Below are 16,536 nucleotides of genomic sequence, written 5' to 3'. Positions count from 1 at the left end.
CCGGCCGTCGCGCTGTCTAAGCGGTCGGTTGCGCGTCGAGTTCGTCGTCGCGCACCGGCCGCTCGGCGAGTTGCTCGGCGCGGCCGAACAGGTACGGGTACGCGATGCCGGCGATGGCGGCACCGACCAGCGGGGCCACCCAGAACAGCCACAGCTGGCCGGGTGCGCCGTCGCCGTTGAAGAAGGCCACCCCGGTGCTGCGTGCGGGATTCACCGAGGTGTTCGAGATCGGGATCGAGATCAGGTGAATCAGCGTGAGCGTCAGGCCGATGGACAGCCCGGCGAAGCCCTTCGGCGCGCGGTCATCGGTGGAGCCGAGGATCACCAGTAGGAAGACCCCGGTGAGTACCACCTCGGCGATCAGGACCGCGGTCATCGAGTAGCCGCCGGGCGAGTTGTCGCCGTAGCCGTTGGCGGCCATGTTGCCCGTGGCCTCGAAACCCGCTCGGCCCGAGGCGATCACGTAGATGATCAGACCGCCGACCAGGCCGCCGAGGACCTGGACGATCCAGTAGCCCGGGACCGCCTTCCATTCGACCCGGCCGGCCAGCGCCGCGCCGAGTGTGACGGCGGGGTTGAAGTGACCGCCCGAGATGGTGCCGAACGCGTACACACCGGTGAGCACCGTCAGGCCGAATGCCAGTGCTACGCCGAGGAATCCAATGCCGACGGAGATGTCGTCGGAGAGGAACTTCGCGGCGAACACGGCGCTGCCGCAGCCGCCGAGGACAAGCCAGAAGGTGCCGATGAACTCGGCGCTGAGCCGGTGGAACATCGTCGGAGGGGACATCTGGGACTCCTTAGCTCGATGGCGTGAGGAGCAATACGATGTCAGGCGCTGACCTGCATCACGACCGTGTTCGCAAATTTGTGTCCGGAAAGTGACGTTTGCTATCTACCTGCGCGTTCGGCTGCGGCAGTCTCCCGGTCGAGGCGCTGGGCCTGATAGATCCCGACGTCGGTGCGGATGATCAGCAGATAGGCGATGCCCACGGTGATCATCGCGGCCGGCAGCACCGAGAACGAGCCCGTCATCTCGGCCACCATGATCATCACGGCCAGCGGCGCGTGGGCGACGCTGCCGAAGCAGGCCATCATCGCGAGCACGATGAACACCCCGGGCCCGGCGGGCAGCGCGGGCGCCCCGGCCAGGTCGGCCAGCCGCCACAGGGCCGCGCCCACAAAACATCCGATCACGATGCCCGGGCCGAAGATGCCGCCGGAGCCGCCGGTGCCGATCGACAGCGAGGTCGCCACGATCTTGGCCACCGGTAACACCAGCACGATCCACAGCGGCATGGCCAGCAGGGTGGATTCGACGGCCGCCAGCTGCACCCAGCCGTAGCCGCTGGACAGGATCTGCGGGATGGCCAAGGCCAGCAGCCCGACGAGCAGCCCGCCGACCGCCGGCTTGAGTACGGCGCCGCCCGGGACCGTGATCCGCCCGGCCAGGTTCACGGTGGCGTAGAAGGTTCGGGCGTACAGGTAACCGATTGCGGCCGAGACGATCCCGATCAGCACGAACCAGGGCAGCTGGGCGGGGTCGAACGCGTAGTTGGTTACCAGCTGGCCGAACAGCGGCTCGAACCCGAGGAACGCCCCGTACACCGCGTAGGCGGTGCCGGAGGTGATGAAGCCGGGGATCAGCGCGCGGTAGTCGAAGTCGCGGCGGTAGATGATCGACGCCGCGAGCACCGCACCGCCCAGCGGCGCGCCGAAGATGGCGCCGATGCCCGAGCCGATGCCCATCGAGACCGCCACCCGGCCGTCGTCGTCGGCGAGGTCGAGCCAGCGGGTCAGCAGGGAGCCGAAGCCCGCGGAGATCTGCGCCGTCGGTCCCTCGCGGCCGCCGGATCCGCCCGAGCCGATGGTCAGCGCGCTGGCGACCATCTTGACGACGACGACGCGGGCGCGGATGGCGCGCGGGTCGGTGTGGACGGCCTCGATCGCGTCGTCGGTGCCGTGCCCGCGGGCCTCGGGGGCGAACTTCGCGACGATGGCCGCCGACACCAGCGCGCCCAGCGTGGTGATCACCGGGATGGCCCAGGCCCGCGAAAAGCCCGGCGAGCCCGGGTTGTTGCCGTCGCCGCGGGCGGTGGGGACGTCGTAGCCGCCGAGGCCGCCCAGCAGCAGTTCGGTGGTGTAGCGCAGCGCCAGGAAGAACACCACGGCGCCGAGGCCGGCGATGATGCCGATGGCCACGCCCAGGATCAGCCACTTGCGCAGGTAGCCGGAGTTCCGCACGAATGCCCCGAGTCGGCCGGCGCCGCCGGTGTCGGCTTGCGCCATGTGGGGCAATGCTAGTGCGTCCGCGGGGGCGGTGCGCGAAGTTGCTACCAGGGCTGTTGCCGCGCCGGGCGAACAGCCCTGGTGCTGATCTCGGCGCCGCAGACCGTCTCGAAATACCCCCAAGGGGTATAGGGTGGGCGGCATGTCCGGCCACAGTCACACCGCGCACCCGCAGCACGCCGAGCACGCGGGGCACACGGGGCACGGTGAGCACGCGGGGCACGCGGGCCACGGGGATCACGGCGATCACGTGGCGCAGTTCCGCCGGTTGTTCTGGGTGATGCTGGTCCTGGCGATCCCGACGGTGGCGATGTCGGGGATGTTCGCGATGATCCTCGGCTACCAACTGCCCGACTTCCCGGGTGCGCGCTGGGTGGCCCCGGTGCTGGGCACGGTGATGTACGTGTGGGGCGGCCGACCGTTCCTCACCGGCGCGGTCAGCGAAATACGTTCCCGCGCACCGGGAATGATGCTGCTGATCGGGCTGGCCATCACGGTCGCGTTCCTGGCGTCCTGGGGCGCGAGCCTCGGCGTGCTGCACCACGAGCTGGAGTTCTGGTGGGAACTGGCGCTGCTGATCGTCATCATGCTGCTGGGCCACTGGATCGAGATGCGCTCGCTGGAGCAGACCACCTCGGCGCTGGATTCGCTGTCGGCGCTGCTGCCCGACGAGGCCGAGCGCATCACCGGCGACACCCTCGAGACCGTCGCGCCCGTCGACCTGCGCGTCGCGGACCTCGTTCTGGTGCGCCCGGGCGGCCGGGTCCCCGCCGACGGGCGGATCCGCGACGGCGCCGCCGACATGGACGAGTCGATCGTGACCGGCGAATCGCGTACCGTGCGGCGTGGCGTCGGCGACAGCGTGGTCGCCGGCACCACCGCCACCGATTCGGCCCTGCGCGTCGAGATCACCGCCGTCGGCGACGACACCGCGCTCGCCGGGATCCAGCGCCTGGTCGCCGAGGCGCAGAACTCGTCGTCGCGCGCGCAGCGCCTGGCCGACCGGGCCGCGGGCTGGTTGTTCTGGTTCGCGCTGGTCTCCGCGATTCTCACCGCCATCGTCTGGGGCCTCATCGGCCTGCCGGATCAGGCCGTCATCCGGGCCATCACCGTGCTGGTCATCGCCTGTCCGCACGCGCTGGGCCTGGCGATCCCGCTGGTGGTGTCCATCGCCACCGAGCGCGCCGCGCGCGGCGGGGTGCTGATCAAGGACCGCCTGGCGCTCGAGCAGATGCGCACCGTCGACGCGGTGCTGTTCGACAAGACCGGCACCCTGACCAAGGGGCAACCCGTCGTCGTCGCGGCCACCGGCGGGGACGACGTGCTGGCACTCGCCGCGGCCGCCGAACTGCCGTCGGAGCATCCGCTGGCCCGGGCCATCGTCACCGCGGCCCGCGAGCGCGGGCTCTCGATCCCGGCGGCCACCGAGTTCACCTCGTCGGCGGCGGTCGGCGTGACCGCCACCGTCGACGGCCGACAGATCCGGGTGGGCGGGCCGAAGCTGCTCGAGGAGACCGGGCTGCCGGCCTCCCAAGACCCCATGCCGGCCGGGACGACGGTGCTGCACGTGCTGGCCGACGGGCGGGTGCTGGGCGTGCTCGCCCTGGCCGACGAGATCCGGCCGGAGTCGCGGCAGGCCATCGACGCGCTGCACCGGCTGGACCGCGAGGTCGTGATGATCACCGGCGACGCGCAGGCCGTGGCGGATTCAGTTGCCGCCGAACTCGGCGTGGACCGGGTGTTCGCCGAGGTGCGTCCGGAGGACAAGGCGGCCAAGGTCGCCGAACTGCAGGCCGGCGGGCGCGTGGTCGCGATGGTCGGCGACGGCGTCAACGACGCCCCGGCGCTGGCGCAGGCCGACGTCGGGATCGCCATCGGCGCGGGCACCGACGTCGCGATCGCCTCGGCCGGGGTCATCCTGGCCAGCTCGGATCCGCGGTCGGTGCTGTCGGTGATCGAGCTGTCGAAGGCCAGCTACCGCAAGATGAAGCAGAACCTGTGGTGGGCGGCGGGCTACAACCTCATCGCCGTGCCGCTGGCCGCCGGGGTGCTGGCGCCGGTCGGCTTCGTGATGCCGATGTCGGTGGGCGCGTTGCTGATGTCGCTGTCGACGGTGGTGGTGGCGCTCAACGCGCAACTGCTGCGCCGGTTGGACCTACGCCCGGAGGCCGGCGTCGATTAGCGTGGTGCCCCAGGAGGGGATCACATGCGTAAATCCGATCGCGTCGCCGAGGCCGGCGCCTGGGTACTCGAGAACGGGCATCGAGCGCTGCTGGCGCTCACCGGCGGGCGGTTCCCCCGCACGCTGATGGGCATGCGCACCGTCGAACTGCACACCGTCGGGCGCAAATCGGGCAAGCCGTACGCCAACCTGCTGACCAGCCCCATCCACGACGAGCGCCGCATCGTGCTCGTCGCCTCCAAGGGCGGCCATCAGGACCACCCGGACTGGTACAAGAACGCGCTGGCCCATCCGGACGTCACGCTGACCGTCGACGGCACGCAGGTGCCGATGCGGGCCCGCGCGGCCACGACCGCCGAACGCGCCGAACTGTGGCCGCAGGTGGTCAAGACCTACCGCGGCTACGCCGGCTATCAGCGCAACACCGACCGCGAGATCCCGTTGCTGATCTGCGAGCGCGCTTAAGCGTCCAGGTCCTGCTCGACCAGGTCGGCGATGGTGTTCAGCGCGGCCTCGTCCTCGGAGGCCACGGTCACCGACGCGCCCTTGCCCGCGCCCAGCGTCATGATCATCAGCGCGGACCCGGCGTCCACCGGTTCGCCGCCGTCCATCGACAGCGTCACGGGCACACCGGCATTCACGACGGCCTCGGAAATGATGGCGGCGGGCCGGGCGTGCAGGCCGACGGCGGATCCGACGGTCACGGTCTTGCTGTGCATGCGGGTGTGCTCCTTCGTGGGTTGTGCCGAAATCGCCCTTATGGAGATTTCTACTCGAACTAGGCGGCCGAAAGTTGGGTTTGGGGGAGCGGTTTGGGCGCGGAGAACTGCTTGGCGGTGACCACCGCCAGGGCCCCGACGACGGTCCCGGCGACCAGCGCGACGATGAACCACAGCAGGTTGCCGATCGCGAAGAACACGAAGATGCCGCCGTGCGGGGCGCGCAGCGTCACGTCGAACGCCATGATCAGCGCGCCGGTCACCGCGCCGCCGGCCATCATCGACGGGATCACGCGCAGCGGGTCGGCGGCCGCGAACGGGATGGCGCCCTCGGAGATGAACGAGGCGCCCAACAGCCATGCGGCGCGACCATTTTCCCGCTCGGGCTCGCTGAACAGCCGCGGCCGCAGCGTGGTGGCCAGCGCCATCGCCAGCGGCGGCACCATGCCCGCGGCCATCACGGCCGCCATGATCCGCAGCGACGACGGGTCGGCGACGTTGAGGCCGACGGTGGCGAACGCGTAGGCCGCCTTGTTGACCGGGCCGCCCAGGTCGAAGCACATCATCAGGCCCAGGATCACCCCGAGGATGATCACCGAGGTCCCGGTCATGCCGCGCAGCCAGCTGGTCAGGCCCTCCTGGATGGCCGCCAGCGGCCGCCCGAGCAGCAGGAACATCAGCAGGCCGACGATCAGCGAGGCGAACAGCGGGATGATGACGACGGGCATCAGGCCGCGGAACCACTGCGGCACGTTGATCCGGCTGATCCACAGCGCGGCGAACCCGGCGATCAGCCCGCCGACGATGCCGCCGATGAAGCCGCCGTCGATGAAGATGGCGACCGCGCCGGCGGTGAAGCCCGGCGCCAGGCCGGGCCGGTCGGCGATGGCGAACGCGATGTAGCCGGCCAGCGCGGGGATCAGGAAGCCGAACGCCAGGCCGCCGAGGGTGTACAGCACCGCCCCCAGGTACTGCATGATGCCGCCGGGCGGCAGGTTGGTCAGCGTGTTCTCCAGCGCGATCAGGTTGCCCAGCGAGGTGTCGAAACCCTCGGGCGGGTTGGCGATGTCGTAGCCGGCGAACAGGAAGCCCAGCGCGATCAGCAGGCCGCCGGCCGCGACGAACGGGATCATGTAGCTCACGCCGGTGAGCAGGATCTGCCGGGTGCGGGTGCCCCAGCCGACGTCCGCGGAGCCCTCGGTGTCGGAGTCTCCGGCCCCGGCGCCGTCGCCATCGACGCGGGCGGCGCTCGGGTTGTCGGCGGCGGCGATCGCCTCGGCGATCATGGCGTCGGGTTCGTTGATCGCGCGCTTGACCCCGGAGGCGATCACCGGTTTGCCGGCGAAGCGGCCGCGATCTTTGACCCCGACGTCGGTGGCGAAGATGACCGCGTCCGCGCCGGAGATGGTCGACGCGCCCATCGGGGTGCTGCCGGAGGATCCCTGGGTCTCGACGACGATGTCGACGCCGGCGCGCTCGGCGGCCAGCTTGAGCGCATCGGCGGCCATGTAGGTGTGCGCGATCCCGGTGGGGCAGGCCGTGATTGCCGCGATGGTCTTCTTCGCGGGGGCGGCCTCGGGTTCGGGTTCGGTGGCGGGCTTGGCGGGCTCGGCCGGGGCGGGGTTCACCGTGGAATCGACCAGCGCCACGATCTCGTCGGCCGTGGCCGCCGAGCGAAGCGACGCGACGAACTCCGGTCGCACCAGGGCGCGGGCCAGGCTGGACAGCAGCTTCATGTGCTCGGCGCCGCCGGCGTCCGGGGCGGCGATCAGGAACACCAGGTCGGCCGGGCCGTCCGGGGCCCCGAAGTCCACCGGCGGGGCCAGCCGCGCGAAGCCGATGGTGGGCGCGTCGACGTAGGGGGAGCGGCAGTGCGGGATGGCGATGCCGCCGGGCAGTCCGGTCGCGGACTGGGCTTCGCGGGCCATCGTCGCACCGACCAGGCCGTCGACGTCGGTGGCGCGGCCGGCCTCGGCGAGCGTGCCGGCCAGTCGCGCGATGACGTCGTCCTTGGCGGCTCCGGCGTCGACGTCGAGCAGCACCAGATCTGCGGTGGTGATGGGCGGGTTCGTCATGGCTTCACCTTTGTCGGAAGGGCTCGTCGGCGTTGGCGATCGGCGAATGTCGGCTCAGCGGTCGGGGGCGATGGAGACCACCTGCACGGCGTCGAGGTCGATCTGTCGGGGCGAGGGCAGCGCCGAACCGGGCAGCGCGGCCGCCGCGCTGCCGTAGGCCACCGCCATCTGCAGTCGGCGGGGCTCCTCGGCGCCACCGATGGCCGCGCGGACGTAGCCCGCCAGCGAGGAGTCGCCGGCGCCGACGGTGCTGCGCGGCGTGATCGGCGGGGCCGCGGCCATCCACGCGCCGGTACCGTTGATCAGGACCGCCCCCGCGGCCCCCAGGGTGGCCAGCACCGCACCCACGCCGCGGTCCATCAACGCGGTGGCGGCCGCCACGACGGGCTCGGGATCACCCTGTTGCACAGACTGTTCCAGCGCGGCAGGGTCGGCGCCGGACAGGCTGGCCAGTTCCTCGGAGTTGGGCTTGATCAGATCCGGGGCGGCGCGCTCGAAGCCGGCGGCCAGCGCCGCCAACGGCCCCTCGGAGGTGTCGACGGCGACCTTGCACGGCAACTCGCGCAGCAGCGCCACCACCTCGGCGTACCAGTCGTCGGGGACCCCGGGCGGCAGCGATCCCGACATCACCACCCAGTGCGCACCGGCGGCCTGGCCGACGACGGCGTCGGTCAGGGCCGCGATCGAGGCCGCATCCAGCTCGGCGCCGGGTTCGTTGAGTTTCGTTGTCGTGCCGTCGTTCTCGGTGACAGCGATGTTGGTGCGCACGGTGCCGGTGACCGGGACCGCCGAGTAGCCGACGCCGGTGGGGCTGAGCACCGACAGGAACGGATCGTCGGACCGGGCCGGCAGTACCGCGCAGGCGTCGATGCCGGCCAGCGTCAGCACCCGGGCCACGTTGACGCCCTTGCCGCCGGGTTCGTCGGACACGGACTGCACGCGGTGCACCGCGCCGCGGGTCAGGGGGCCGCCGAGTGCGATGGTGCGGTCGATGCTCGGATTCGGCGTCACGGTGACGACGACCGGGTTGCGGGGTTTCATGCCACTACCACCTCTACTCCGTGTTGGGTCAGCGCCTCGCGGTCCACGTCGCTGATCTCGTCGTCGGTGATCACCGTGTCGACCTTGTCCAGGGCGGCGAAGCTGATGAAGTCCTCACGTCCGATCTTGGACGAATCGGCGGCCACCACAACGTAACTCGCGCACGTCACCATGGCGCGCTTGACGGCGGCCTCCTCGCTGTCCGGGGTGGACAGGCCGTGGCCGACGCTGATGCCGTTGGTGCCGATGAACGCGATGTCGACCCGCAGCGAGTCCAGGGTGCGCAGCACCGGTTCGCCGACGGCGGCCTGGGTCACCCCGCGCACGCGTCCGCCGAGCAGGTGCAGGCTCAGCGCCGGAATGGTGGCCAGCCGGGCGGCGATCGGCACCGAGTTGGTGACCACCGCCAGTTCGCGGTCGGCGGGCAGGCGGGCGGCGATGCGCGCGGTGGTGGTGCCGGCGTCGAACAGCACGCTGGCGCCGGCCAGCGGGAAGAACTCGACGGCGGCCGCGGCGATGGCGTCCTTGTGGCCCGCGCGGGTGCCCTCCCGCTCGGCCACTCCGGGTTCGACGACGTGCAGCGCGCGCACCGGCACCGCGCCGCCGTGCACGCGACGCACCAACCCGGCGCGGTCCAGGGCCGCCAGGTCGCGGCGCACGGTCTCGGTGGTGACCGCGTAGGTCTCGGCCAGTTCGGTCACCGAGGCCCGGCCGCGCGCGATCACCAGCGAGGCGATGGCTTGCTGACGTTCCTCTGGATACACGTCGGGCTCCAAGGACTGGGACGGCGGGCGGGGGTGGGAACTAGCGGACGGCGGGCGGGGGTGGGAGCTAGGTTTGGGGCAGCCGTTCGGTGGGGATGCCCGGAGGCTGTCGCGGTACCGATGTTGTTATGTGTTGTTTTACGCCTATTTGTGTTGAATTGTCAACGGTTCGATGTAACCTGGTTCACATGACTCCCACGACTCCTGCCGCGCTCTCCGGTGTGCCCGTGGTCCCCGGCGTCGCCTACGCCCCGGTGATCCGGCCCGGGCGCCCGCCCGCCCCCGAGGACCTGTCCACACCCGGCGCGGTGGCTGAGGCCGATCGCCCCGACGAGACCGCCCGCTTCGGTGCCGCGGCGACGGCCGTGGCCGAACGGCTGCGGGAACGCGCCGCGCACGCCACCGGGGCCGCGTCGGAGGTGCTGGGCGCCACCGCGCAACTGGCCACCGACCGCGCCTGGCTGGGCGCGGCCGAGAAACGCATCGGCGAGGGCACTCCCGCGATCCGCGCCACCGCCGAGGCCGTCGAGCAGTTCGTCGAGATGTTCACCAAGATGGGCGGATTGATGGCCGAGCGGGTCACCGACCTGCGCGACATCCGGGACCGGGTGGTCGCCGAGCTGGCCGGGTTGCCCGAACCCGGGGTGCCGGTGCCCGACGTGCCGTCGATCCTGTGCGCCGAGGATCTCGCCCCGGCCGACACCGCGGGGCTGGACCCCGCGCTGATCGTGGGGCTGGCGACCTCGCTGGGCGGGCCCACGAGCCACACCGCGATCATCGCCCGGCAGCTGGGCATCCCGTGCGTGGTGGCGGTGACGGGCCTCGACGACGTCGACGCCGGCCGGTTGATGCTGATCGACGGCACCCGGGGCAGCCTCACCGTCGACCCCGACACCGCGGAGGCCGTGGCCGCGGTGGCGCGCGCCGCGGAGGCCGCCGCGGCCATGGCGAACTGGACCGGCCCCGGCGCCACGGCCGACGGGCATCCCGTGGCGGTGCTGGCCAACGTGCAGGACGGCGCGGGCGCGCGGGCCGCCCGCGAGACGCCGGCCGAGGGCATTGGGCTGTTCCGGACCGAACTGTGTTTCCTCAACTCCGACACCGAGCCCTCGGTGGAGGAGCAGGCCCGGATCTACGGCGAAGTGCTGCAGGCGTTCTCGGAGCACAAGGTGGTGGTCCGGACCCTGGACGCCGGCTCCGACAAGCCGCTGAAGTTCGCCAACAGTCCCGACGAGGCCAACCCGGCGCTGGGCGTGCGCGGGATTCGGGTGTCGTTCGGCAACCCCGCGCTGCTGGACAACCAGCTCGCCGGGATCGCGGCGGCCGCCGAGCAGACCGGCAATGCGCCGTGGGTGATGGCGCCCATGATCGCCACCCCCGAGGAGGCCCGTGACTTCGCGGGCAAGGTGCGTGCGCACGGCCTGACCCCGGGCGTGATGATCGAGGTGCCCGCCGCGGCGCTGCTGGCCGACCGGATCCTCGAACACGTCGACTTTCTGTCGATCGGGACCAACGACCTGGCGCAGTACACGATGGCCGCCGATCGGATGTCGGCCGAACTCGCGACCCTGACCGACCCCTGGCAGCCCGGCGTGCTGGCGCTGGTGGCGATGACGGCCAAGGCCGGGGTGGCGGTGGACAAGCCGGTGGGGGTCTGCGGCGAGGCGGCGGCCGACCCGCTGCTGGCCTGCGTGCTGGTGGGCATGGGCATCACCTCGCTGTCGGCGGCCGCGGCGGCGGTCACCGCGGTGGGGGCCAAGCTGTCGACGGTGACCCTCGAGCAGTGCCGCCGCGCCGCCGAGGCGGTGCTCGGTACCGCCGACGCCGCCGGGGCCCGGGCCGCGGCGCTCGACGTGTTGGGCTGACCGCGCCGGGGGAATAATCGGACTGTGGTCCGGTTATACCGGGTGACTCTGACAAATGGAGGTGCCCAATGCCCGCAGTCACCGCAGACACATTGACCCTGTCGCGGGTCCGCCCACCGGCGGCCGACGACACCGAGCGCCCGGTGCGCTCCATCACCACCGGCCCCCGCGGCTACGAGGGCGAGGGCTTTCCCGTCGTCCGCGCGTTCGCCGGGGTCAGCGCGGCGGACCTGGACCCGTTCGTGCACATGGACCAGATGGGTGAGATCGAATACCAGCCCGGCGAACCGCGGGGCACCGACTGGCACCCGCACCGCGGCTTCGAGACGGTCACCTACATGATCGACGGCCGCTTCGCGCACCAGGATTCGCACGGCGGCGGCGGGTTGATCTCCGACGGCGCTACCCAGTGGATGACCGCCGGATCGGGCATCCTGCACATCGAGACGCCGCCGGCCGAACTCGTCGAGAGCGGCGGCGCCTTCCATGGCATCCAGCTGTGGGTGAACCTGCCCCGCGCGGACAAGTTCGCCGCGCCCCGCTACCAGTCCATCGAGGGTGGCGAGGTGCGACTGCTGTCGTCGTCCGACGGCGGCGCGCTGCTGCGGGTGATCGCCGGGGAGTTCGACACCGCTGACGGGGTGCAGCGCGGTCCTGGTGCCACGCACACCCCGATCACGTTGGCGCACGCCACCGTTGAGCCCGGCGCGGAGCTGAACGCCCCGTGGAGCCGGGACTTCAACGCGCTGGTGTACGTGCTGTCGGGCCGGGGATCGGTGGGGCCGGTGCGGCACCCCATTCAGCAGGGCCAACTCGCGGTCCTCGGGCCCGGTGACCGGATCACCGTCGCCGCCGACTGCGGTCAGGACTCCCATCGCCCGGCGCTGGAGGTGCTGCTGTTGGGTGGTCGTCCGATCCGCGAACCGGTGTTCCACTACGGGCCGTTCGTGATGAACTCGAAGTCGGAGGTCATCACGGCGCTCGAGGATTTCCAGGCCGGTCGCTTCGGCGCCATCCCGCCGGATGCGCTGATGCCGCACCGCGCCGGCTGATGTCTTGACTGTGGTGTGCGTCACAGTAGGATGGGTTGGTCGCGAGGAGGTCAGCCCATGGCGCACTCACAATTCGGCTCCTTGAAAGCCGGCGGGCTGAACTGGGATAGCTTGCCGCTGCGGCTGTTTGCCAGCGGCAACGCGAAGTTCTGGAACCCCGCGGACATCGACTTCTCCCGGGATCGGGCGGACTGGGAGTCGCTCACCGACCGGGAACGTGACTACGCCACGCGGCTGTGCGCGCAGTTCATCGCCGGCGAGGAGGCGGTCACCAAGGACATCCAGCCGTTCATGCGGGCGATGCGGGACGAGGGGCGCCTGGGTGACGAGATGTACCTGACGCAGTTCGCCTTCGAGGAGGCCAAGCACACCCAGGTCTTCCGTATGTGGCTCGACGCTGTCGGGATCACCGAGGATCTGCACAGCTACTTCGACGACCTGCCGTCGTACCGGCGGGTGTTCTTCGACGAGTTGCCGAATTCGCTCGACGCGCTCGTCGAGGACCCGTCGCCGGCCGCCCAGGTCCGCGCTTCGGTGGTGTACAACCACGTCGTCGAGGGGATGCTGGCGTTGACGGGATACTATGCGTGGCACAAGATTTGCGTGGCGCGCGGCATCCTGCCCGGCATGCAGGAGCTGGTCCGGCGCATCGGCGACGACGAGCGGCGGCACATGGCGTGGGGCACCTTCACCTGTCGTCGGCACGTCGCCGCCGACGACGCCAACTGGGCCGTGTTCGAGACGCGGATGAACGAGTTGCTCCCGCTGGCGCTCGGCCTCACCCAGGACAGCTTCGCGCTGTACGCCCCGGATATCCCGTTCGGCCTGGACATCGACGAGTTCACGCAGTACTCCATGGACAAGGGCATGCGCCGGTTCGGCACCATCAGCAGCGCCCGCGGTCGTCCGCTCGAGGAGATCGACGTCGACTATTCGCCGCTGCAACTGGAGGATTCGTTCGGCGAGGAGGATGCCCGGGCGTTGGCGGTCGCGGGCTGAGCCGGTTCGTTGCCACCCGCTCTGCCATGGTGGAGGCATGAACGTCCTGCAGCGGTATGCCCGCGCGGTCGGTATGAGCGAGGATGCTTGGCGACGCCACGCCAACCCCTGGAGCGTCTGGACCCGGTTCGCCGCGATCCCGTTGCTCATCCTGGCGATCTGGAGTCGCGTCTGGATCGGCTGGTGGGCGGTGTTGCCGGTGGCCCTACTGGTCCTTTGGCTGTGGCTCAATCCCCGGGCGTTCGCCCCCATTGACACGCCCACGGCCTGGTCATCGAAAGGTATTTTCGGCGAACATCTTTGGGTGCAGGATCGCTCGGCCATGCCCGCCGGCTTCGGGGTGGTGCAACGATTCTGGGCGGTGGGCGCGCTGACCGGTGCGGCGCTGCTGGTCTGGGGGTTGACGATGCTCGCAGTGTGGCCGACCATCTTCGGTGCCACGTTCATCGTGTACGGCCAGCTGTGGCGGATCGACCGCCTCGGGATCTTCTATGACCAGCAGGTGGCGAGCAACCGGGGAGATCAGCCCTAGGAATCCGGGGCTGTCTCCGGGCGGCCCTCGACCGCATGCCGTCACCCTGGGGTGACGGATATCCACAGGTGACTGGCGTGCGGTGCGCAAACGCCCCGAGGTTGTGCGTAACTGTCAACACAACGTGACGCCATTTGATCGAGGAGCCGCGTGCAGAGCAGCGAACCGTGGTGCAAGAACGATCCCACCGTATTGGACCTAGGGCGATTGGACCTAGGACGCAGGGTAGAGCAACTGCAGCTCGCCCAGATTCGCTGCGACCGTCACCAGCGGCAGCGCGTCGGCCACCGGGTGCTCGGCCTCGTGGGCCTCGGCGCGCAGCGCGGTCACGAAATGCTCTGGGAGACCGGTGGATCCCAGCGGACGATCGGTGCGGCCCGTCATCCGGTCGGTCACCATGGTGGCGTGTGCGTCCAGCACGGTGCGGGTGTTCGGATACGACCCGCGCGAAGGCAGGGTCGGGATGTCGGCGATCAGGTCGGCGGCCCCGCGCAGCCGGATGGCGCGGTTGGCCCGCCGGATCACCGGCGCGCGCCGATCCGGCGCCCCGCCATTGTCCGAAAGATACTGCCGCACAGCGCTGTCCACCGTGCGGGACGCGGTCAGCGCCTGATGGCTGAGCTCGTCCACCGCGACCGCCGAGGTGCCATGGGTGACCCGGGAGACCGCCGTGCGCAGATAGCGGGTGCCCACCTCGAAGGCGGCGTCGATGGCCGCCACCACGGCCCGGCCGGAGCCGCGTGGCCACAGCAACAGCGACACCACTAGGCCGACCGCGCCGCCGACCACGATGTCCTCGATCCGGACCAGGCCGACCTGCCAGCCGCTGGGGTTGATGAGGTTGAACACGATCAGCACCAGCATGGTGAACGCGGCCTGCCCGGCGGCGAACGACGCGATCTCGGGCACGTAGGCCGCGATGAACGCCACCACTGGCAACGCGATCAACAACACCGCCGGTTCGACGCCGAGCAGTTCGATGAGCACCGCGCCGATGACGAAGCCCACCACCGTCCCGATGACGGCGCGAAAGACCTTGGTCCCCGTCGTCAGCGCCGTGCTGCGCAGCACCGACAGCGCCGCCAGCACCACCCAGAAGCCGTGCTCGACGGGGAACAGGTGGGTGGTGGCGACGGCGGCGGCCAGGCCCAGACCGGTGCGGATGCTGTTGCGGACCACCGCCGCCCGGGTGGCCAGGTAGCCCGACGGGATGGTGGCCACGGCCTGGGTCTCGGAGAGCACCCGCACGGCGGCGCCGGTCTCGGGCAGTTGCCGGCCGAGCACCCGCATCAGGACCGGGCGCGCGTCGGCCGCGGCCGCACCGGCGATCACCCGCCCGGTGGTCATCACCGTCGCGCCGAACGTGCGGCGCTCCAGGAGTCGCGCGCCGACCGCGACGGCGCTCTCGTCGCAGTCGGAGCGCAGCACCTCGGCCACGTCCTCGCGGTAGCGGCCGCGCGCCACCGAGCGCAACTCGGCCAGGGCCTCGTCGAGTTCGTCGCGGCTGGCCTCGCGGTCGGTCACCCGGGTGATCCGCAGCAACCGGTCGCAGGCGCGCAGCACCCGCACCGACGGTCGGGCCATCACCCCTAGGGTGGCCGCGGTGTCGTCGCGCGTGCGGTCGGCCAGCCAACCGAGGTCGTCGACCACCCGCACCAGCGCGCGACTTCCGGCCGTCAGCCCGACCGGGCGGAAGTCGCCGTCGAGGTAGTGGGCGTAGAGCGTGTTCATCGCCGTGTTGACGTCTTTGGCGCCGGCCCGACCCTCGAGCCGGTCGGCCAGGGTGGCGCAGACGTGGGCGGCGTGGCGGCGCAGATCGTCGTGGTGGCGCGGCGGGAACACGAACAGCGCGGCCGGCACGCACACCGCCAGCGCGAGGCCCCAACCGAGCAGGCGCTCGTCGATGGGGCCGACGGGGGTGCAGACCGGCAACACGAACGTCATCAGGGTGGCGCGTTGTCCGGCGGCGATCGCGGTGCTCAGTACGCCGGCGAAGGTGACGACCACCCCGAGCGCGAACATGCTGGTCACCGCCAGCACCGCGTGCCCGGATACCAGCGTGCCGAGCGTGATCAGCGCGGCGCCGATCAGGCCCAGCCCGGCGTAGGACACCGCGCGCCCGGCGCGGTTGCCGGGGAAGTCGACGGTGATCAGCAGCGCGATGGAACCGAAGATGGCGTACATCGGGGTCTGCCCACCGCCGACGAGGAACCCGACGCCCGCAGACAGCGGAATCACCAACCCGGCGCGGGCCGCGCGACGCAGCGCATCGCGGTCCGGGTCGCGGTGCTCGAACCGATCGATGAGGTGCCGGCGCAGGATCCTGGCGTAACGCAGCATTATTCGGGCACTGTCGCGAACCGCCCGGCATCCAACGCGTTGCGCAGTTGACCGGCGATCCACTCCAGGCCCGTGGGGTCCGGGGGCAGGGTGCACTGTTCGTAGCCCACCAGCAGGTAGACCGCGTTGCTGGCGAAGACCCGGGCCTGGCGGTCGTTGCCCAGGATCTCGAACGCGGCCTCGCGCAGCACCTCGAAGCGCTGCCCGTCGACGACCTCCTGGGCCTTGCGCACCTTCGGGTCGATCGAACTCCAGGTCCGGATGGCGGCCTCGGCGCCGTGCGGGAGGTTCAGCCCGACCTCGAAGACGCCGTCGATGCGGCGGTGCGGATCCGGGTCCTCGCGCAGGCGGGCCACCCGTTGTCCGGTCAAACCGTTCTGCCAGTGCTCCACCAGGTCCGTGGTGTAGGCCGACCAGCTGGGGAAGTAGTGATAGAAGGAGCCGGTGGTGACGCCCAGGCGCCCGCATACTTGGGCCAACTTCAGTCCGCCGTAGCCCAAATCGGCCAGGACTTCCAGACCGGCCTCGAAATATGCTTCCCGGGAGACGACTGCCGCCATTTGGTGAACCCTAGTTCGCCCGAGGGGCCGCGCGCATCCACTTCGATAATGGCAAAGCGGGCCCGACCGCGCCGGGGCATATTTGGCTACTCCGCGAATTACCGGATCGTGACGCCGC

14 protein-coding genes are annotated in these 16,536 nt (G+C 70.9%); 6 read left to right on the top strand and 8 right to left on the bottom strand.

Annotation, left to right across the window (positions count from 1 at the left end):
* Positions 1 to 16: 16 nt before the first annotated feature.
* Both aqpZ and EL338_RS22740 read right to left on the bottom strand, forming a co-directional pair.
* A complete protein-coding gene (gene aqpZ / locus EL338_RS22745; protein ID WP_126335808.1) occupies positions 17 to 790 on the bottom strand; it encodes an aquaporin Z in 774 nt (257 codons plus the stop codon).
* A 101-nt stretch (positions 791 to 891) separates the two neighbouring features.
* The gene (locus EL338_RS22740) at positions 892 to 2,289 is read right to left on the bottom strand and encodes a chloride channel protein (RefSeq protein WP_126335807.1); all 1,398 of its coding nucleotides are present in this window, start codon (positions 2,287 to 2,289) and stop codon (positions 892 to 894) included.
* A 142-nt stretch (positions 2,290 to 2,431) separates the two neighbouring features.
* On the opposite strand from EL338_RS22740, the gene EL338_RS22735 reads away from it, so the two are divergent.
* A complete protein-coding gene (locus tag EL338_RS22735; RefSeq protein ID WP_126335806.1) occupies positions 2,432 to 4,471 on the top strand; it encodes a copper-translocating P-type ATPase in 2,040 nt (679 codons plus the stop codon).
* A gap of 24 nt (positions 4,472 to 4,495) precedes the next feature.
* Entirely contained in the window at positions 4,496 to 4,936 is a 441-nt protein-coding gene (locus tag EL338_RS22730; RefSeq protein WP_126335805.1) for a nitroreductase/quinone reductase family protein, read from the top strand.
* Here the strand turns inward: EL338_RS22730 and EL338_RS22725 are convergent.
* The 4 genes from EL338_RS22725 to EL338_RS22710 are packed head-to-tail and all read right to left on the bottom strand — an operon-like array spanning position 4,933 to position 9,070.
* Positions 4,933 to 5,190, bottom strand: coding sequence for an HPr family phosphocarrier protein (locus tag EL338_RS22725; RefSeq protein WP_126335804.1), 258 nt, complete (start codon positions 5,188 to 5,190; stop codon positions 4,933 to 4,935). The genes EL338_RS22730 and EL338_RS22725 overlap by 4 nt on opposite strands.
* A gap of 59 nt (positions 5,191 to 5,249) precedes the next feature.
* Positions 5,250 to 7,265: a PTS fructose transporter subunit IIABC gene (locus tag EL338_RS22720; RefSeq protein ID WP_126335803.1), complete on the bottom strand. Its 2,016-nt coding sequence runs from the start codon at positions 7,263 to 7,265 to the stop codon at positions 5,250 to 5,252.
* 54 nt (positions 7,266 to 7,319) lie between these two features.
* Positions 7,320 to 8,306 (bottom strand): 1-phosphofructokinase family hexose kinase, encoded by a 987-nt coding sequence (locus EL338_RS22715; RefSeq protein WP_126335802.1) that lies wholly within the window; start codon positions 8,304 to 8,306, stop codon positions 7,320 to 7,322.
* Positions 8,303 to 9,070, bottom strand: a complete 768-nt coding sequence (locus EL338_RS22710; RefSeq protein WP_126335801.1) for a DeoR/GlpR family DNA-binding transcription regulator — start codon at positions 9,068 to 9,070, stop codon at positions 8,303 to 8,305. The genes EL338_RS22715 and EL338_RS22710 overlap by 4 nt, the downstream gene beginning before the upstream one ends.
* A 128-nt stretch (positions 9,071 to 9,198) precedes the next feature.
* Here EL338_RS22710 and ptsP point away from each other — a divergent pair, with 128 nt between their 5' ends.
* The 4 genes from ptsP to EL338_RS22690 all read left to right on the top strand — a co-directional run bounded on the left by ptsP (position 9,199) and on the right by EL338_RS22690 (position 13,518).
* Positions 9,199 to 10,935 carry a phosphoenolpyruvate--protein phosphotransferase gene (gene ptsP / locus EL338_RS22705; protein WP_126335800.1) on the top strand — a complete coding sequence of 579 codons (1,737 nt, stop codon included), beginning with the start codon at positions 9,199 to 9,201 and terminating at the stop codon, positions 10,933 to 10,935.
* A gap of 68 nt (positions 10,936 to 11,003) precedes the next feature.
* Positions 11,004 to 11,987 carry a pirin family protein gene (locus tag EL338_RS22700; protein ID WP_126335799.1) on the top strand — a complete coding sequence of 328 codons (984 nt, stop codon included), beginning with the start codon at positions 11,004 to 11,006 and terminating at the stop codon, positions 11,985 to 11,987.
* A 57-nt stretch (positions 11,988 to 12,044) separates the two neighbouring features.
* Positions 12,045 to 12,986, top strand: coding sequence for a R2-like ligand-binding oxidase (locus EL338_RS22695; RefSeq protein WP_126335798.1), 942 nt, complete (start codon positions 12,045 to 12,047; stop codon positions 12,984 to 12,986).
* A 37-nt stretch (positions 12,987 to 13,023) separates the two neighbouring features.
* Entirely contained in the window at positions 13,024 to 13,518 is a 495-nt protein-coding gene (locus EL338_RS22690) for a DUF6653 family protein (RefSeq protein WP_126335797.1), read from the top strand.
* A gap of 213 nt (positions 13,519 to 13,731) precedes the next feature.
* On the opposite strand, the gene EL338_RS22685 is transcribed toward EL338_RS22690, so the two are convergent.
* Positions 13,732 to 15,858 carry an FUSC family protein gene (locus EL338_RS22685; protein ID WP_126335796.1) on the bottom strand — a complete coding sequence of 709 codons (2,127 nt, stop codon included), beginning with the start codon at positions 15,856 to 15,858 and terminating at the stop codon, positions 13,732 to 13,734.
* Positions 15,858 to 16,418 (bottom strand): TetR/AcrR family transcriptional regulator, encoded by a 561-nt coding sequence (locus EL338_RS22680; protein ID WP_126335795.1) that lies wholly within the window; start codon positions 16,416 to 16,418, stop codon positions 15,858 to 15,860. Before EL338_RS22680 ends, EL338_RS22685 begins: the two co-directional genes overlap by 1 nt.
* Positions 16,419 to 16,536 lie beyond the last annotated feature (118 nt).

Origin of the sequence: Mycolicibacterium chitae (genome assembly GCF_900637205.1) — a bacterium.
GTDB classification, from domain to species: Bacteria; Actinomycetota; Actinomycetes; order Mycobacteriales; family Mycobacteriaceae; genus Mycobacterium; species Mycobacterium chitae.
The sequence above is the reverse complement of the archived record's forward strand: the minus strand, read 5'-3'. Positions and strand labels throughout refer to the sequence as shown.